Below are 17210 nucleotides of genomic sequence, written 5' to 3' on the forward strand. Positions count from 1 at the left end.
TCAGTCGGGGAGGGTGGCGGCGGTGATGGGGGGTTGGCTGGTGGCGCGCCAGGTGGGGATGAGGGTGGCGGAGAGGGTTAAGAGGGTCATGGTGGTGGCGATGGCCAGGTAGATCCAGGCGGGGCCGATGGGGAGGGGGGAGTCGGAGACTACGAGGGTGAAGGGGACGAGGGTGCCTGCTGCTACGGCGGTGCCTAGGACCAGGCCGACGGCGGTGGTGAGGAGGGCCTCGGTGGTCATCATGCGGAGGACCTGGGGGCGGCTGGAGCCGGTGAGGCGTTGCAGGGCGAACTCGCGGCGGCGGGCGGCGGTGGCCATGACCAGCGTGTTGACCACGGCGATCACCGTGTAGGCCATGATCATGCTGACCAGGGTGTAGTTGACCCAGGTGCCGACGTTCTGGCCCTCCTGGAAGGCGGCGGTCACGGACTCGCGGTCGCCGACGACGGCGCCGGGGGTGCTGGTGACGGCAGCGGCCACTGCTGCCGGGTCGCCGCGGACCAGGATCTGTTGGGGGAGCGCGGTTGTGGTGTGGGGGAGTACCAGCGCGGCCGGGGCCAGGACGGTTTCGAAGCCGGGGACGCCGGTGAAGGTGGCGGCGACGGTGACGGTGGTTTCGGCGCCGTCGCCCAGGCGGACGGTGAGTTTGTTGCCGGGGCGGTAGCCGAGGGAGTCGGGGACCGCGATGGCGTTGCCGGACAAGCGGTCCAGGGACCCGGCGGTGGGGGTGACGGCGGTGGTGGCCGCGATGTCGCCGGAGACGCCGTGGGTGGGGAAGCCGTCGTCGTCCTGGCCGGAGTGGAACGGCGCGGTGATGTAGATCCGGGTGCTGGTGACCGCGGTGGCCGCTGTGATGCCGGGGGTGGCGCGCAGCCGGTCGACCAGATCGGTCGGCAGTCCGCCGGTGGTGGAGGCGACGACGGCGTCCGCGCGCAGGGTGGCTGCGTAGGCCTGCTGGGTCACGGCGACCTGGGTGGTCTGCATGTAGATGTTCGCGGTGGCGATGCCGGTGGCCAACATGATCGGGGTGACCGCCGCAGCGAGGCGGACGGTGCGGGCGCGGGCGTTGAGCAGGCCCAACTCGCCCGCGACGCCGGTGATGGCGCGCACCGGCCAGTGCAGCAGGGCCATCAGCGCCCGGGTGACGCCCGGCGACACCAGCGCCAGCGCGATCGCCCAGAGGATCACCGACGGACCGGCGGTGCTGGCGGCGACCGGACCGTCCATGACGGTGACCGTGACGATCGCGAGCGCGGTGCCGCCGCCGAGGGCGAGCAGCGCCAGGACCGCGCGCGGCACGCTCAGCCAGCGCGTCTCCAGCGACGACTCGGCCAGCGCCTCCGTCGGGCGGGTGCGGGCCGCGCGCCTGGCCGCCGTCAGCGCCGCCGCGAGCGCGGTGAGCAGACCGGACCCGACGGCGATGATCATCGGGATCCAGCCCTGGTGGAAGACGACGCCCTCCGACACCACGCCCTTGGCCACGAGCTGGTCGAACAGCGCCTCCCCGATCCACTGCCCGGGCACGCACCCCAGGGCGGTCGCGACGACACCGACCAGCATGGCCTCGCTGAGCACCATGCGGCGCAGCTGGCCAGGGGTGGTGCCGATGGCGCGCAACAGAGCCAGTTCGCGGGAGCGCTGCCGCACCGACAGCCCGAGCGTGGAGGCGACCACGAACATCGCCGTCGTGATCGCCAGGCCGCCGATGACCCCGGCGAGCGCGATCAGCCCGTTCCCCTTCTCCTCCGCGTCCGGGTACTCGACGAGCCCTCGGTCGTCGCCAGTGAGCACGACGCCGAACGGACTTAACCTGTCGGTCAGCGCCTCCAGGTCCGCGCCCGGCTCGGCGACCACCGAGACGCTGTCCACAGTGGAGCGACCGGAGAGCTCCGCGACGTCACTGTCGGCGAAGGTCGGGTACTCGGCGACCCCGGCAACAGTGAACTCGCGGGACTTGCCTCGGTAGAAGACTGTTGCCCGGTCGCCGGACCCGGCAGGCAGCCACACCCGGCCTGGGGCGGTGGTCTTGGCTGTGGAGGCTGATCCGTGTCCGGTCGCGGGGACACCGTTGATGGCGACGGGGAAGGAGAAGTCCGGTTGTGCTGAACGCACGCCGGGGACGGCCTTGACCTGGTCGACCACGGCGGGCGCCAAGCGCACCCGCTCGGTCAGCAGGACGGTGTCGGTGTGGTTCTTGTCCTCGTCGTCCGACGGCTCATCCCGAGCCAACTCGAACTTGTGCGCCGCCACCACCTGCAGATCCGCGTGCGCCAATCGCTCCGGCGGAATCGCGGTCCGGATCCCGGTCTCCATCAACCCCGCACACGCCAACACCAACGCACTACCGAAGAACAACGCGACGAACGTCCCCAGAAACCCACCCTTGCGGAACCGGAGGGTGCGCAGTGCCAGGGCCAGCATCAGGCCACCGCCCAGGCGCCTAGGTGGGTCATGCGGTCGGCTACGGCTTCGGGGGTGGGGTGGTGGAGTTCGCCGACTAGGGCGCCGTCGGCGAGGAAGATGACGCGGTCGGCGAAGGAGGCGGCTACGGGGTCGTGGGTGACCATGACGATGGTCTGGCCCGCGGTGGTGACGGCCTGGCGGAGGAGGTCGAGGACCTCGCGGGCGGTGCGGGTGTCGAGGGCGCCGGTTGGTTCGTCGGCGAAGATGACGGCGGGGCGGGTGACCAGGGCGCGGGCGATGGCGACGCGCTGTTGCTGGCCGCCGGACAGTTGGGCTGGGCGGTGGGTGAGGCGGTTGTCCAGGCCTACCCGGCGGACGACGTCGGTGAGGGTGGCGCGGTCGGGTTTCCGGCCCGCCAGGCGCAGCGGGAGGGCGATGTTCTGGGCGACGGTGAGCGCGGGCAGCAGGTTGAAGGCCTGGAAGATGAAGCCGATCTTGTCGCGGCGCAGCCGGGTCAGGTGCTTCTCGCCGAGCTCGGTCAGCTCGACCCCGGCCAGCCGCACCGAGCCGCTGGTCGGCTTGTCCAGACCGGCGGCGCAGTGCAGGAACGTGCTCTTGCCCGACCCCGACGGCCCCATCACCGCTGTGAACGTGCCCTGCTCGAACCCCGCGCTCACCCCCGCGAGCGCGGCGACCGCACCGCTGCCCTTCCCGTAGACCTTCCGCACCCCGGTCAGGCGCACCGCGTCACCCACGTCAACTCCCCTGTCGATCCGACTGGGACTGACGTTAGGGCGCTGAACAGCGGGAACCCATGGCGCTGGCACTAGTCTTCGGGGTAGGGCTAGCACTACCCCCGATCGTGGATCACCGGCGTCGACGTCGTCCGGCGGCCGCCGCGGCCCCGGCGCCCACGACGAGCACCATCACCGTCAACCCCCACTGGCGCTTCTCCTCGGTCGGGTTGCTCGCCCGCCTGGTCGTCCGGGGTTCCTCGGTCGGCGTCGTCGGCTGCGGCCGGTACGGGCGCTTGGTGGAAGCGGCAGTCACCGGCGGCGCGGCGGGCGGCGGCGCGGCCGTGGTCGGCACCACCGGCGGAGGTGGCACTACCGGGATCGGCGTCGGGCTGATCACCGGCGGCGACGGCGGGATGGCCACCGGCGCGGGACGTTGCGGTGGACGAGGCGGAGCGGGCGCCGGGGGAGGGGTCTGCGGCGTCGGCTGCGGCGTGGTCGCGGGCTCCACACCCGGCAGGCACGCCGTGGCATCAGCCGAGGCGACCGGGGGCCAAGAGCCCACTTCTGTCGCTACACCTGTGCCCAGGTCGATCCGGTACACCGGAGACCGGTCCCCGATCCGGTTCGCGGCCGCGTATAGAGCGCCATCCGGAGCCAGCAACGCGACACCGTAAGAGGCCGATCCCGGCAAACCCGTCGTCTCGACCCGTGTCACCTGCCCGGTCCTGAGGTCGATGCGCACCACTCGGCTCCTGGAGTAGTCAGCCGCGACGCCGTAAGCGACCCCGTTGCGCACATCGAAGTCGTCGACGTTGCTGACCTGCCCGCCCGGATGGGTCATGACAGCGTCGACCACACCGAGGTAGGTGTTGCTGGCCGGGTCGAGGTCGATCCGGTAGATGGCGGCGTCGACCCGCACCACCAGCTCGTTGCCGACGATCGTGCCCGCCGTGGCCGTGGTGAACCAGTCGTTGGGGAACGCCAGCTCGTTGACCCGTCGAACCGGACCGTGGTCGATGACGTCGCCGTCGGTGCCGATGGACACCACGTGCGCGCCGTCGCCGAAGACCCCGGACGTGGAGCGCGTGGACAGGCCCCACAGCGAGTTCGTGTCTTCCGAGTAAGCGATCGCGTTGACCCGGTAGTCCAAGGTCGCGATCCGCTGGGCGGCAGTGTTGGCCAGGTTCACCCGGCTCAACACCGAGAACCCCCACACGTCAGCACTGTGCACGCGGAAGAACGTGCACGACACCGCCGGGGCGGCTTCACCTTCCGCCAGACCGAGGACAGCGCTACCGGCCAACACCACCCCAACGGCGCCGACGGTCGCTAGACGTTTCATTGCAGTCGCGCCTGCGCGCTCTCGAACGCCGAGGGCTCAATCTTCGCCCCACCGCTGTAAGGGTTCTGCAACTGGTGCGTCGCGAACAACAACAGGGACAACGTCCCCGCCAGAATCGACACGATCACGATATGGGTAACCGGGCGTGGACCGCCGAACAGCAGCGGTAGGGCTACCGACATGACACTTCCGGCGATGAGCGCGAACCACAGCACGTCGGAGACGCCATTGCCCGCCGCGTTCAGCCTTTCCTGCCGCGCCTGGTAGACGTCCCACAGCTTGCCCGCCGCGTCGATCTTCTGGTTGTTCTGCCAGTCGTCCTCGGCCGGGGCCTTCGCCACCGCCGCGCGCATCCGCTCGAGCATCGACCAGCCGTCCCCGGAGACGTCGTCGTTGCCCTGCTCCATGTCCGGCCACTCCTGCTCGACCACGGCCGCGGCGTACTCCGTGCTGAGCCTGCGCACCTCGGAACTGGTGGGCTCGCCGAGGGAATCGGCCGCCCACCGCGCCGCGACCAGGTTCTCCGCCTCGGTGTAGGAGTTGTCCTCCGCCGCGCTGGTGCCGTCGAACAGCGAGATCAGCACGAAGGCCAGCAACACCGCGTGCAGGCCACCCACGATCGTGAACACCTGACCGGCGGCCTCGTTGTTGTCGACCGTGCCCTGGGTCTCGCCGACGCGGCGGATCAGGTACGCGACCGCGGCGGTGGCGATGGCCGCGCCGAAGACCCAGATCAGCCCGGACAGGTAGATGTTCATCGCAGCTTCAGGTGCCCTTTCGCAAAGAGGTTCACGATTCGACCGAGCGCCGGTCCGTGACGCAGCAACTGTGCCGGAAGGACGGTCCGCGTTGCGCGGCGAGCGTGACCGAACTACTCGATCGGATTACCTGCCATCGTGAATTCCGCGCTACCGGCGAGTCCACAAGGTAGTGACCGGCGCGCTCGACCCACAAGGGCGTCAGCCGAAAGCCCTCATTCGTTGCCCCTGAATGACCGAATAGCGGCATCCCGCGGCGACCGGGCGCACCCAGGCGAGACCGGACCCACCCACCGCGGGGCTTGATCGGCTGTCGGGGTGATGGGAACCTCTGCCGTGGTGACCACGCGTGCTCGCCGGGCCGCCGGGCGTTCCCTCCACTGTGGAAGCGTCGCCCGGTCGGCCGGGGGTCCGGGTCACCCGCGGCAGCATCACCTCTCGAGGAGCACCCATGAGCGACGACCGTCGCCAGCGCATCGTGTCCGTCCTGCACTCCGCCTTCGCCGACCTGATGGCCGCCGACCCCACCGCCTTCCGCAGCAAGTTCCGCAAGATGGCCGCCGAGCCGTTCGCGTTCTACCGGGGCAGCGCCTGCCTGTTCTACGCGGACATGGCGGACGAACCGGACGAGTGGGCCGACCCGCGCACCGCCCGGGTGTGGATCCAGGGCGACCTGCACGCGGAGAACTTCGGCACCTACATGGACGCCGAGGGCACCCTGGTCTTCGACGTCAACGACTTCGACGAGGCCTACCTGGGCGCCTTCACCTGGGACGTGCGCCGCTTCGCCGCGAGCATGGCGCTGCTGGGCTGGCGCAAGGCGTTCCCCGACGAGGCGATCACCGACCTGGTGCGCACCTACACCGAGGCCTACGTCCGCCAGGTCCGCGAGTTCGCCGACAAGCCTGGCGACGAGATGTTCAGCCTGCGCCTGGACAACACCGAGGGCGCCATCAACCAGGTGCTGCTGCGGGCCAGGCTCGCCACCCGGGTCGGCCTGCTCAACGAGACCACCAGCGTGCGCGACTTCGACCGGGTCTTCCGCATCGGCCCGGGCGTCCGCGAGCTCGACGACGAGGAGCGCGGCAAGGTCGAGGCGGCGTTCGAGGCGTACCTGGACACCATCCCCAGCGGCAAGCGCGCGACCAGCAGCCTGAGCTACAAGGTGAAGGACGTGGTGGGGCGCAGCGGCTTCGGCATCGGCTCGGCAGGCCTGCCCGCGTACAACGTCCTGGTGGAGGGCCGCTCGCAGGCGCTGGAGAACGACGTGGTGCTCTCGCTCAAGCAGGCCAACGTGGCCGCGCCGAGCCGGGTGGTCGACGACGAGAAGATCCGGTCGTACTTCCACCACCACGGCCACCGGACCGCGGTCTCGCAGCGCGCCCTGCAGGCGCACGCCGACCCGTGGCTGGGCTACACCGAGGTCGACGGGACCGGCTTCGTGGTGGCCGAATTGTCCCCTTATGTCACGGATCTGGACTGGTCGGACCTCACCGAGCCCGCCGACATCCGCCCGGTCGTCGAGTACCTGGGCCGGGCCAGCGCCAAGGCGCACTGCGTGTCGGACTCCGACTCCGAGCAGAGCCTGGTGGACTTCCAGGTGGAGGAGGCCATCGCGGGCGCCATCGGCGACCGGGAGGCGCCGTTCGTCGACGCCGTGGTGGACTTCGCGCACCGCTACGCCGAGCAGACCCGCCTCGACCACCGGCTCTTCGTCGAGGCGTTCCGGGGTGGTGAGATCAAGGGCGTCGAATCCGTGTGAGAGTTCACCGGAACGGGGTACGTAGCGCCGGGCGGAGCTGAGGAGGTTTCATGCCTGACCTGATTCTCGGTCCGGTGCTGCGGCACGTCGACTCGACGTCGGCCACGGTGTGGGTGGAGACGGACGGTGCCTGCGACGTCACCGTCGCGGGTCGGTCCACCCGGACGTTCGAGGTGCTCGGGCACCACTACGCGCTCGTGGTGCTCACCGACCTGGCGCCCGAGTCGGTCACCGAGTACGACGTGCGGCTCGACGGCGACGTGCGCTGGCCGGAACCGGGCGACGACCTGCCGCCCAGCCGCATCCGCACGCTGCCCGACGGCGGCGACCACGACTTCCTGCTGCTGTTCGGCTCCTGCCGCAAGCCCGAGAGCGACGACCCCACCGAGCACAAGCTGTGGGGCACCGACGCGCTCGCCGCCTACGCGCTGCGCATGGCCACCCAGGAGGAGGTCGAGTGGCCCGACTCGCTGGTGTTGCTCGGTGACCAGGTGTACGCGGACGAGACCAGCAAGGCCACCCAGGAGTGGATCAAGGGGCGGCGGGACGCGAGCAAGCCGCCGGGCACCGAGGTCGCCGACTTCACCGAGTACGTGCGGCTCTACCACGAGTCCTGGTCCACCCGGCTGGTCCGCTGGCTGTTCGCCACCGTGCCGACGTCGATGATCTTCGACGACCACGACGTGCGCGACGACTGGAACACCTCCCAGACCTGGCGCGACGAGATCGAGCGCACCGACTGGTGGGCCCAGCGCGAGCGGGCCGCCGTGGTCTCGTACTGGATCTACCAGCACATCGGCAACCTCGCGCCGGAGGAACTGGCCACCGACGAGACCTTCCGCGCGGTCACCTCCTCCGGCGGCGACGCGGTCGAGGTGCTCAGCGACTTCGCCGACGTGGCCACCCAGGAGTTCAACGGCCGCAAGGGCACCCGGTGGAGCTACCGGCGCGACTTCGGCAACGTGCGGCTGCTGGTCGTCGACACCCGGTCGGGGCGCATCCTCAAGGACGGCCACCGGTCCATGGTCGGCGACGGCGAGTTCGAGTGGATCGAGGAGAACGCCGACGGCGACTACGACCACCTGCTCATCGGCTCCTCGCTGCCCTGGCTGATGCCGCACGCGATCGCGCACGTCCAGTCGATGAACGAGGTGTCCTGCCGCCGCACCGACTGGCGCGGCAGGCTCGCCGAGAAGCTGCGCCAGGCCGCCGACCTGGAGCACTGGCCGTCCTTCCGAGCGTCATCCGACCGGCTGACCCGGCTGATCCGGCGCATCGCCGAGGGGGACGCAGCGACCGTGTGCGTGCTCTCCGGGGACGTCCACCACGTCTACGCCGCCGAGGCCACCTTCGACCGGCCGGTCAACGCGCGGGTCTACCAGCTGACCTGCTCGCCGCTGCACAACGCCGTCGAGCGGTTCATGCGGCCGCTGTTCCGGCTGGCCTGGTGGCAGCCGCTGGCCGGGGTGCTGCGCCGGTGGATGTACCGGTCGCCGGAGATCGAGCCGCTGCCGGTGGACTGGACCAAGGTGTCCGGTCCGTTCTTCGGCAACGCCGTGGCCACGCTGCGGGTTCGCGGCCGGGACGCCGAGGTGATCATCGAGCTGGCGCGCGACAGCGCCGACGGGCCGTCGCTGCGCCCGCTGCCCGGGTTGTCGCTGACGGCGGGTCGCCCGAGCTGACCCGGGCGGCCGCTCCTAGACTCCCCGGCGTGGAATACCAGCTCACCGCCGATGTGTTGCCGCCGTCGGACACCGAACTCGACCCGCTGCAGCGCCACGGTGTCGCCGCCCTGCTCAACGAGCAGCTCGACCTGCTCGCGGGCATCGAGGGACCGGACGGGGTCGAGGTAGAGCCACTGGACCACCGGGTCGCCGTGCACCCCACCGGCGCCGTGATCACCTGGCTGCTGGACGCCCCCGCGCTCTCGTTCGCCGAGGAGGCGGCCCGGCACGTGCTCACCGAGCTGCTCGCCGCCAGCGAGCTGCTCTCGGGCTGGACCGTGGGCCGCTGCGAGGTCATCGCCTCCGACGACGACCTCGCCGCCGCGCTCGGTGACGACGACCCCGAGCTGGACGAGGACGACGAGGACGACGAGCTGACCCCGGAGGAGGTCGCCGCGCTGCGCGACGAGCTGCTCGTCTCCGCGGGCACCCTGCGCGCCTTCGGCCCCGAGGCGTTCGGCCACGACCCCGCCGACCCGGACAGCCCCGTCTCCGCCGAGGCCGCGCGCCTGGTCGCGGGCGCCCTCGTGCAGGCGGTGGAGATCGTCACCGACGAGCTGTTCGCCGACGTGCAGGAGCTGGAGGACGCCGAGGAGGCGGCCAGCGAGGTCGAGGCGCTCAGCGTGCTCAACCAGCTGCCGCTGCGCTACGCCGAGCACTACGGCGCCCTGTTCGCCAAGCAGTTCCTGGTGGTCAGCGCGATCCTGGGCTACCGGCTCGCGCAGCCGGGCTGGACCCCGCCGCTGTGCACCGCCGAGGCGCTCGCGCTGCACGTGCTCAAGGCCGAGGCCGCCGTCCAGCTCGACCTGGCCGGGCTGCTCGACGAACTGCCGATCAAGGACATCTTCGCCGCGTTCGACGCGACCGTGTTCGCCGACCTGGACCACGAGCGGCTCTTCGACCTGGACGAGGAGGCGGGCGAGGACGAGATCGACCTGCTCGGCACCCCGGGCCTGGACATCGACGAGTGGTTCCTGCCGCGCGGCACCGACGTCCTGCACCCCTACCTGGCCGCGGAGTCCGCGACCAGTCACGCCGAGTAGTCCCACCCTCCGGACACCGTTGACCCGTCGCGGCCCGACTGGTCGACTCAGTGCTGTGCGTCCCCCTTCGATCACAGGCGGTCGATGTCCGGGCTGAGCACCTCGCGTCTCAGTCCCGTCGAACCCAGGGATAACCATGGCCTTGTCCGCGCTGCCCCAGACCGAACCCGCCAGAGTCACCCTCACCGTCCACGTGACCGCCGAGGCCGACCGCATCCCGGAGCTGACCGCCGGTCTCGTCAACGCCCTCAACGCCCTGGGCCGCGACGAACTGGCGGTCACCCTGGATGGTCCGATGGCACCTGTCTTGCCGTTGCCCGCTCGCCGGTCCGCTCCTTTGCGCGTCCAGGCCGATGCTCGACGGGTGCTGTGGCGCGACCGGGAGGTTGTGCTGACCCGGTTGGAGTTTGACCTCTTGCTCTACCTGGCTACGCACCCGAACCGAGTTCACCGGCGTCGTGCGCTGATGACTCAGGTCTGGCGCACGACTTATGTCAGCGAGCGGACGGTGGACGTTCACGTGCGGCGGCTGCGGGGGAAGATCGGGGGCGGGGAGCAACTGATCCGCACGGTGCGGGGGGTTGGGTATCAGTTGGCTGACCCGGCTGTGGTGACGGTGGAGCGCGGGTAGAGCACCCGGCGGCTTCTTGATCAGGTTGAGTTTGCGGTTCTGGGCCTGTGCTGGCTTGGTCGATCCCGTTGCCGCAGGTCGGAACCGGATGCCTGTGCCGACATTCCGTCTTCTGGGTGACAGAAGTTATCCACATGTGGATCTTCGCGGGGGTCGGTTCAAGATCGACTGTCGGGGGGTCCTTGTAGACTGGACCAGGGCCGCCCCCCGGAGAGGGTGGGGGCCGGGCTGGGGTGGGACCGCGCATGCGCGCGAAGCGGTGGGGTGGCGTAAGAGGCGGGTCGCTGGCTGGGTGGTGCAGGGGCCGCGACTGTGCCGAGGGCGAAGTGGGCGTTGCGACCGTAAGAGGCGGGACGCGGGCTTGGGCGGCGCAAGGTTGGGCCGCGCGTAGGCGCGAAGTGGCGTGCCAATGAAAGATGCCGGTCGCGGGCTTGGGCGTTGCTAATTCGGTAGCGCTAAGAGGGCCGCGAAGTGCATAGGCCATAGCGCTGCGCGAGGTTAGTGACGCGCTGCGGGGGTTGGCCTCGGGCTGTTACGCCGTATTGGGCCACCGGGGGCGGTGGCCCAATACGAGGCGCGGGTTGGGGACAGCGGGGCACTTCGGTGCGAAGTCGCGCCAGTGGGGCGGCGTCGGCGCGACTTCGGGTGAACGAGTGCTGGATCGGCGGGTCACTGGCCGGGTTTGCGGCCGGTTTCCTGTTCCCACTTCGACAGTTGCTGCTCCAGGGCCTTCATGATCTCGAAGACCTGGGACGGGGGGATGCGCACGCGGGAGACGATGCGGGCGGGGGTGGCGAGGAACTCGGCGCCCGCGTCGTCGTGGGCGGGGTGGTTGGGGCCGACGATGGTGGCGAAGTCGAGGACGAAGGACTCCTTGTCGTGCCAGACGACCGCGAAGTTGGCGTAGTGGCCGACTTCCTGCTCCGGGGGCATGTTGACCATGAAGCGGGATTCCAGCGGCTGGTCCATCCAACGGGTCCTCTCCTCGGGGGCTTGCCGCGATGCTAGCCGCGTTCGCGGAAGGCCCGGCGGTACGCCGACGGGGAGGTGCGCATGGCCCGGGTGAAGTGGTGGCGGTAGGTGACGGGGGACTCGAACCCCACCGCGGCGGCGATCTCCGGGATCGGGTGTTCGCCGGACTCCAGCAGGGCGAGGCTGGCCTGGACGCGCTGGGTGATCAGCCAGCGGATCGGGCTGGTGCCCGCGGTCTGCTGGAACCGGCGCAGGTAGGTGCGGGCGGACAGGTGCGCGCGCTTGGCCAGCGACTCCACCGTGATCGGCGCGGCCAGGTTCGCCAGCGCCCAGGTCATGCTGGTGGCCACGGCGTCCTCGGTCGGCGCGGGCACCGGGGCCTCGATGAACTGGGCCTGCCCGCCCTCGCGGTGCGGTGCGACGACCAGCCTGCGGGCCACCGCGTTGGCGATGGTGGCGCCGTGGTCGGCGCGAACCAGGTGCACGCACAGGTCGATGCCCGCCGCGCTGCCCGCGCTGGTGAGGATGTTGCCGTCATCGACGTAGAGGACGTCCGCGTCGACCTCGACCAGCGGGTGCCGTTCGGCGAGCAGGGCCGCGTACTGCCAGTGCGTCGCCGCGCGCTTGCCGTCGAGCAGACCCGCCGCGGCCAGGGCGAAGGCGCCGGAACAAATGGAGACCAGCCGGGCGCCCCTGGCGTGCGCGGTGCGCAGCGCGGCCACGACCGGCTCCGGCACCGGCGACCGCACGTCCGACACCCCGGGGATGATCACCGTGTCGGCCGCCGCCAGCTCGTCCAGGCCGTACCCGGCGACCATGGTCGCGCCGCCGACCACCCGCACCGGGCCGTCCGCGCAGATCACCAGCCGGTACCAGGGCACGTCGAGCTCGGGTCGGGGCAGGCCGAAGACCTCGGTCACGATGCCGAGTTCGAACGGTGACATGCCGTCATAGGCCAGGACGCTCACGGTGCGGATGGCGAGATGTTAGCGCACGAGGGCGTCCGCGCCACTTCCTCGACGGTGCGGGTCACCGCAGGATCATCGGCATGAATGCCATCAGCCACTTCAGCGCCCGCCTCCAGTTCGAGACCGACTCCAGCGACGTGCACGCCGCCCTGCCCGCGGGTGGCTTCACCCTCGTCGACACCCGCTCCACCGAGGCGTGGTCGCAGGGGCACGTGCTCGGCGCCGTCCACCTGCCGACCAAGGACGTCGCGGCGCGCGCGGCCGAACTCGTGCCCGCGGGCACCGCCGTGGTGACCTACTGCTGGGGACCTGGGTGCAACGGCGCGACCAAGGCGGCACTCGAGTTCGCCAAGCTCGGCTACCCGGTGCGGGAGATGCTCGGCGGATTTGAGTACTGGGCGCGCGAGGGATTCCCGGTCGAGGGCCGCGCGGTCCCGGTCGACCCGCTGACAACCGTCGTCACCGGGGGTTGCGGCTGCTAGATGAGGTCCACAGTGGAGTGATTGGGCCCAATGGCCCAACGTGCACCGGAAACCGTTTCACGCACTGGGGGCCAGGGTATCTACCCGGCATCACGCGATGTCCGGGAAGGAGAACCCGATGTCAACAGGCGCGATCATCGGCATCGTCGTCGCGGTCGTCGTCGTAGTGGCCCTCGTCGCGGTGGCGCTGCGGGCCAAGGCCCGCAGCAACCACCTGAGGTCCCGCTTCGGCGACGAGTACGACCGCACGGTCCACGCGAGTTCCAAGCGCGACGCCGAACGCGAGCTGCTCGACCGCGAACGCCGCCACGCCGAGTACGACATCCGCCCGCTGAGCCCCGCCGAGCGCGAGGACTACACGGCGCGGTGGTCGTTGGTGCAGGCCAAGTTCGTCGACCAGCCCGGTGCGGCTGTCGAAGAGGCCGACCGGCTGGTGACCGCGCTCATGGCTGACCGCGGGTACCCGGTCGACGGCGACGACGACACGCGGGTGGCCGACCTCTCGGTCCGCCACTCGTCCACTGTGGAGCACTACCGGGTCGCCCAGTCGGTGCGCGCCAAGCACACCGGGGACGGCGACGCGTCGACCGAAGAGCTGCGCGAGGCCATCGTGCGCTACCGCTCCCTGTTCGACGAGCTGCTCGCCGACGGCACCGACACCGCCGAGTCGTCCGAAGTGGACGGCCAGGTCGGTCGGGCGCACATCGCCCACCCCCGCGACGGGGCCACCCGCGACGCCGCGGTCCGCCCCGCCACCCCTCCGTCCGCCCGCTGAGCCAGCTCCCCCCCGAGTCCCCACGGAAGGCCCAACCGTGACCAAGCCAGACAACGAACGCAGGCTCCAGACCGAGGACCTGCTGGTGGACCGCGACACCGACCAGAACACCGGCGGCACCGGGAGAACGGACACCGGCCGTGACGAGGTGTACCGCGACGGTGAGGTTGACCGCGACCCAGTGACCGGCACCGAGACCAACACCGACACGACCAAGACCGACTCCGGGTACCGGGACTCCGGCTACCACGACTCGGCCTACAGCGACACCGGGTACGGCGACCGGACCGACGCGCCGGGCGGGCTCACCGACCCGGACCGCGCCGACCTGGGTCACGCCGACATCGACCGCACCGACACCGACCGCACGGACTCCGACAGCACCCACGTCGGCCACGCCGGGGCGGACCGCGTCGACATCGACACCGTCGGTTCGGACCGGGTGGACGAGGCCGGGTACGCGGAACCGGAGTACACCGAGCCGGAGTACACCGAGAACGCGCCCACCGCGGCGATCCCGGAGCAGCAGAGCGTCCGCGAGTCGGGCCTCCCGGTCGCGACCGACGCCGAGGAGCCCGCCGCGCAGCTGTTCTCCGAGGAGGAGGTCGGGCGCTTCCGCGAGCAGTGGCAGGCCATCCAGACCACCTTCGTCGACGACCCGCAGGACGCGGTGCGCGGCGCCGACCACCTGGTCGCCGAGGTCATGCAGGCCCTCGCGGCGACCTTCACCGAGCACAAGCGCGGCCTCGAGGAGCAGTGGCAGGGCGGGTCCGAGGCGCAGACCGAGGACCTGCGGCTCGCGCTGCGCCGCTACCGCTCGTTCTTCCACCAGCTCCTGCACTCCTGAGCTGTTGCCCGATCCCCGTTTCCGGCACACTGCCGGGAGCGGGGATCGACGCATGTCTGGAGGTAGGTCCGTGTACGCGTTGTTCGACACGGCGATCGGTCGGTGCGGTGTCGCCTGGGGCGAGCACGGGATCACCGCCGTCCAACTCCCCGAGCGGACGGAGTCGGCGACCGTCGCCCGCCTGCGCCGGTACGGGACCGAGGCCGAACCGCCCGCCGCCGTCGCCACGGCCATCACCCGGATGACGGCACTGCTCGACGGCGAGCGCGACGACCTCACCGACATCGTGGTCGACCCGGACGGCCTGCCCGAGTTCGACCTGCGCGTGCACGCCATCGCCCGTGCCATCCCGCCCGGCGAGACCCTGACCTACGGCGAGGTCGCCGCCAAGCTCGGCCTGCCCGGTTCGGCGCAGGCCGTCGGGCAGGCGTTGGGGCGCAACCCGTACCCGATCGTCGTGCCGTGCCACCGGGTGCTGGGCGCCAACGGGCGGGTCGGCGGGTTCTCGGCGGGCGACGGCGCGGTGACCAAGCTGCGGATCCTGGGCATCGAGGGCGCCGCCCCCGGCGGTCAACCGTCCCTTTTCGACTGATGGTCACCGACGACCGGTTGCGCGCGGCCCTGACGACGGGGCCGTTCAGCCTCGCGCTGCGGCTGGCGTTGCGGGCCAGCGGGTTGAGCCTGGACCGGGTGCAGTACCGGCTGGCTGAACGCGAGGTGCCGGTCAGCAAGACGGCGTTGAGCAACTGGCAAAGTGGCCGCACGCAACCGGAACGCGCGGAGTCGTTGCGTGCTCTCGCTGTGCTGGAAGAGATCCTGGGCTTACCCGAGCGCGCGTTATCGGCGCTGCTCGGTCCGCCGCGCCCGCGTGGGCGGTGGTTGACCCGTGCTCCCAACGACATGCGCGCGGATCAGGCCTGGGCGCGTCCCGACGGGTTGTTGCGGACGCTCGACAGCCTGGGGACCACGTTGGCCGCCGTCGACCGGATGTCGAAGGTGTCCGTGCAGGTGGTCTGCGTGGTGGGGGCGGATCGGGTGCTGCACCGGGTCGAGCACCTGGTGGTGTTGCGGGCGGAGCAGGCCGGGGTCGACCGGTACACCGTCGCGTACCGCAGCGACCTGGGGGAACCGGAGATCACCGCGATGGTCGGGTGCAGGCAGGGGCGTCGGCGCGGTGACCGGGAGACCGGGTTCACGACCTTCGAACTGCTGCTCGACCGCGGGCTGGACGCCGGTGAGCTGGTGACGCTGGCGTACACCATGGCGCCGGGATCGGCGGAGTTGTACCACTCGCAGCGCGTCGGGGCGTCAACGCGCGTGTATGGGGCGTTGGTCCAGTTCGATTCCGGGGCGCTGCCGGTGCGGGTCTACCGGCGGTTCCAGTCCTCTGTGGGCGAGACCGGGTGCGCGGAGATCGACGTCCGGCTGGGGGCCGCGTTCACCGCCCAGCACGTGGAATCCGACCCGGCGCTGGGGATCTACCGCATCGGGTGGGACTGGGACTGACCCGGTGTCTACACTGGACCCGTGGCGGTGATCCTGGTGACGGGCATGTCGGGCACGGGCAAGTCCACCGTGCTGGACCGGTTGGGGCGCTTGGGATACCGCGTGGTGGACACCGACTACGACGGCTGGACCATCCCCGGCGCGGAACCGCTGTGGGACGAGGAGCGGGTCGATGCGTTGATCACCGCGCACGAGAGCTCCGGTGAGCCGCTGTTCCTCGCGGGCACCGTGCGCAACCAGGACCGGTTCCGCGACCGGTTCACCGACGTCGTCCTGCTGACCGCCCCGCTGCCGGTGCTGCTCGAGCGCGTCGCCACCCGGGACACCAACGACTTCGGCAAGGACCCCGCCGAACGCGACCGGATCGTGGCCGACACCGCGGCGGTCGAACCGCTGCTGCGCGCGTCGGCGACCGTGGAGATCGACACCCGGGCGCCGCTGGCCGAGGTGGTCGACCGGCTGGCCGCGTTGGCCGCTAGGCGCGCGCCGCGCTGATCCGCAGCCGGATGGGCGCGTAGTGCGCGACGACCGCCTTGGTGAACGTGTCGACGTCGTCGGCGCGGGCGGCCTCGACGATGCCGCGGTGCAGCGCGACGGTGTCGTGCTCGTCGGTCGGCAGGCCCAGGTGCGGGGCGACGGTCGTGTAGACGTCCCAGAAGGCGTCAGTGAGCTGGCTGACCAGCTCGTTGCCCAGCGGGTGCACCAGCAGCGCGTGGAAGGCGCGGTCGGCGCCGACCGGGTCGTCACCGCGGTCCATCCGGTCGACCAGGGCGTCCAGGCTGGCCAGGTGCTCGGCGTCGAGCGCGCCGACGATGTCGGCGGCGTTGCCCCGCTCGAACAGCTCGCGGACCGCCACCAGGTCCGACAGCACGCCGAACTCGTCGTCCGGGCTGAGCAGGCCGCGGAAGGTCAGGCCCTCCACCAGGGCGGACAGGCTCAGGCCGCCGACGTAGGTGCCGTGCCCGTGCCGGACCTCCACGATGTCGAGCGCGTCCAGCGTCTTGATCGCCTCGCGGACGCTGGAGCGGGAGGCGCCCAGCGCCGCGCACAGCTCGTTCTCCGTGGGCAGCGGGGCACCCGGGCGCAGGCGGTTGTCGAGGATGTAGCGCTTGATGCGCTCGCTGACCTCCTCGCGCAGCAGCGACCGGCCGACCCGTTCGTTGGACACCAACTCCGGCACCCCCTCTCCTCGTGGCCGACACCCTCTCACGTTCCGCCGCGCGCCACGGCGGGCGTCCGGCTTCCGCCAGCTGAATCGAT

At 71.0% G+C, this 17210-nt stretch carries 17 protein-coding genes; 10 read left to right on the plus strand and 7 right to left on the minus strand.

Annotated features, from left to right (window positions below):
• The 4 genes from LV79_RS24220 to LV79_RS24235 form a co-directional block, all read right to left on the minus strand.
• Nucleotides 1-2421 carry an ABC transporter permease gene (locus LV79_RS24220; RefSeq protein WP_253840548.1) on the minus strand — a complete coding sequence of 807 codons (2421 nt, stop codon included), beginning with the start codon at nt 2419-2421 and terminating at the stop codon, nt 1-3.
• Nucleotides 2421-3158: an ABC transporter ATP-binding protein gene (locus tag LV79_RS24225; protein ID WP_253840549.1), complete on the minus strand. Its 738-nt coding sequence runs from the start codon at nt 3156-3158 to the stop codon at nt 2421-2423. Before LV79_RS24225 ends, LV79_RS24220 begins: the two co-directional genes overlap by 1 nt.
• A gap of 112 nt (nt 3159-3270) precedes the next feature.
• Entirely contained in the window at nt 3271-4482 is a 1212-nt protein-coding gene (locus LV79_RS24230; protein ID WP_253840550.1) for a DUF6923 family protein, read from the minus strand.
• Nucleotides 4479-5240, minus strand: coding sequence for a bestrophin-like domain (locus LV79_RS24235; protein ID WP_253840551.1), 762 nt, complete (start codon nt 5238-5240; stop codon nt 4479-4481). Before LV79_RS24235 ends, LV79_RS24230 begins: the two co-directional genes overlap by 4 nt.
• Nucleotides 5241-5691: 451 nt before the next feature.
• On the opposite strand from LV79_RS24235, the gene LV79_RS24240 reads away from it, so the two are divergent.
• From LV79_RS24240 to LV79_RS24255, 4 genes are all read left to right on the plus strand, one after another.
• Nucleotides 5692-7002 carry a DUF2252 domain-containing protein gene (locus LV79_RS24240; protein WP_253840552.1) on the plus strand — a complete coding sequence of 437 codons (1311 nt, stop codon included), beginning with the start codon at nt 5692-5694 and terminating at the stop codon, nt 7000-7002.
• Nucleotides 7003-7052: 50 nt separating this feature from the next.
• The gene (locus LV79_RS24245; protein WP_253840553.1) at nt 7053-8684 is read left to right on the plus strand and encodes an alkaline phosphatase D family protein; all 1632 of its coding nucleotides are present in this window, start codon (nt 7053-7055) and stop codon (nt 8682-8684) included.
• Nucleotides 8685-8713: 29 nt separating this feature from the next.
• Nucleotides 8714-9769 carry a hypothetical protein gene (locus tag LV79_RS24250; RefSeq protein ID WP_253840554.1) on the plus strand — a complete coding sequence of 352 codons (1056 nt, stop codon included), beginning with the start codon at nt 8714-8716 and terminating at the stop codon, nt 9767-9769.
• Nucleotides 9770-9905: 136 nt separating this feature from the next.
• A complete protein-coding gene (locus LV79_RS24255; RefSeq protein WP_253840555.1) occupies nt 9906-10400 on the plus strand; it encodes a winged helix-turn-helix domain-containing protein in 495 nt (164 codons plus the stop codon).
• Between the two features lie 669 nt (nt 10401-11069).
• Here LV79_RS24255 and LV79_RS24260 read toward each other — a convergent pair.
• Together LV79_RS24260 and LV79_RS24265 are read right to left on the minus strand one after the other, a co-directional pair.
• Nucleotides 11070-11369 (minus strand): DUF3467 domain-containing protein, encoded by a 300-nt coding sequence (locus LV79_RS24260; RefSeq protein ID WP_253840556.1) that lies wholly within the window; start codon nt 11367-11369, stop codon nt 11070-11072.
• A gap of 35 nt (nt 11370-11404) precedes the next feature.
• Complete coding sequence (locus LV79_RS24265; protein ID WP_425547605.1) at nt 11405-12349, minus strand: helix-turn-helix domain-containing protein; 945 nt, start codon at nt 12347-12349, stop codon at nt 11405-11407.
• A gap of 71 nt (nt 12350-12420) precedes the next feature.
• Between LV79_RS24265 and LV79_RS24270 the strand changes: the two genes are divergently transcribed.
• The 6 genes from LV79_RS24270 to LV79_RS24295 all read left to right on the plus strand — a co-directional run bounded on the left by LV79_RS24270 (nt 12421) and on the right by LV79_RS24295 (nt 16445).
• Nucleotides 12421-12822 (plus strand): rhodanese-like domain-containing protein, encoded by a 402-nt coding sequence (locus tag LV79_RS24270; RefSeq protein WP_253840558.1) that lies wholly within the window; start codon nt 12421-12423, stop codon nt 12820-12822.
• A gap of 118 nt (nt 12823-12940) precedes the next feature.
• On the plus strand, nt 12941-13597 hold the full coding sequence (locus LV79_RS34090; RefSeq protein ID WP_285470432.1) for a hypothetical protein: 657 nt from the start codon (nt 12941-12943) through the stop codon (nt 13595-13597).
• Nucleotides 13598-13634: 37 nt separating this feature from the next.
• Entirely contained in the window at nt 13635-14444 is an 810-nt protein-coding gene (locus LV79_RS24280; RefSeq protein WP_253840559.1) for a prolipoprotein diacylglyceryl transferase, read from the plus strand.
• A gap of 52 nt (nt 14445-14496) precedes the next feature.
• Complete coding sequence (locus tag LV79_RS24285; RefSeq protein ID WP_253840560.1) at nt 14497-15036, plus strand: methylated-DNA--[protein]-cysteine S-methyltransferase; 540 nt, start codon at nt 14497-14499, stop codon at nt 15034-15036.
• On the plus strand, nt 15036-15950 hold the full coding sequence (locus LV79_RS24290; protein WP_253840561.1) for a hypothetical protein: 915 nt from the start codon (nt 15036-15038) through the stop codon (nt 15948-15950). The genes LV79_RS24285 and LV79_RS24290 overlap by 1 nt, the downstream gene beginning before the upstream one ends.
• A gap of 21 nt (nt 15951-15971) precedes the next feature.
• On the plus strand, nt 15972-16445 hold the full coding sequence (locus tag LV79_RS24295; protein ID WP_253840562.1) for an ATP-binding protein: 474 nt from the start codon (nt 15972-15974) through the stop codon (nt 16443-16445).
• Here the strand turns inward: LV79_RS24295 and LV79_RS24300 are convergent.
• Nucleotides 16426-17130 carry a FadR/GntR family transcriptional regulator gene (locus LV79_RS24300; protein ID WP_253840563.1) on the minus strand — a complete coding sequence of 235 codons (705 nt, stop codon included), beginning with the start codon at nt 17128-17130 and terminating at the stop codon, nt 16426-16428. The genes LV79_RS24295 and LV79_RS24300 overlap by 20 nt on opposite strands.
• Nucleotides 17131-17210: the final 80 nt, after the last annotated feature.

This window comes from Actinokineospora globicatena (assembly GCF_024171945.1).
GTDB classification, from domain to species: Bacteria; Actinomycetota; Actinomycetes; order Mycobacteriales; family Pseudonocardiaceae; genus Actinokineospora; species Actinokineospora globicatena.

Coding starts and splice junctions, on each gene's coding strand:
- LV79_RS24220 (WP_253840548.1), bottom strand. CDS start 2,421: ATGCTGGCCCTGGCACTGCGCACCCTCCGGTTCCGCAAGGGTGGGTTT.
- LV79_RS24230 (WP_253840550.1), bottom strand. CDS start 4,482: ATGAAACGTCTAGCGACCGTCGGCGCCGTTGGGGTGGTGTTGGCCGGT.
- LV79_RS24235 (WP_253840551.1), bottom strand. CDS start 5,240: ATGAACATCTACCTGTCCGGGCTGATCTGGGTCTTCGGCGCGGCCATC.
- LV79_RS24240 (WP_253840552.1), top strand. CDS start 5,692: ATGAGCGACGACCGTCGCCAGCGCATCGTGTCCGTCCTGCACTCCGCC.
- LV79_RS24245 (WP_253840553.1), top strand. CDS start 7,053: ATGCCTGACCTGATTCTCGGTCCGGTGCTGCGGCACGTCGACTCGACG.
- LV79_RS24255 (WP_253840555.1), top strand. CDS start 9,906: ATGGCCTTGTCCGCGCTGCCCCAGACCGAACCCGCCAGAGTCACCCTC.
- LV79_RS24260 (WP_253840556.1), bottom strand. CDS start 11,369: ATGGACCAGCCGCTGGAATCCCGCTTCATGGTCAACATGCCCCCGGAG.
- LV79_RS24270 (WP_253840558.1), top strand. CDS start 12,421: ATGAATGCCATCAGCCACTTCAGCGCCCGCCTCCAGTTCGAGACCGAC.
- LV79_RS34090 (WP_285470432.1), top strand. CDS start 12,941: ATGTCAACAGGCGCGATCATCGGCATCGTCGTCGCGGTCGTCGTCGTA.
- LV79_RS24285 (WP_253840560.1), top strand. CDS start 14,497: ATGTCTGGAGGTAGGTCCGTGTACGCGTTGTTCGACACGGCGATCGGT.
- LV79_RS24290 (WP_253840561.1), top strand. CDS start 15,036: ATGGTCACCGACGACCGGTTGCGCGCGGCCCTGACGACGGGGCCGTTC.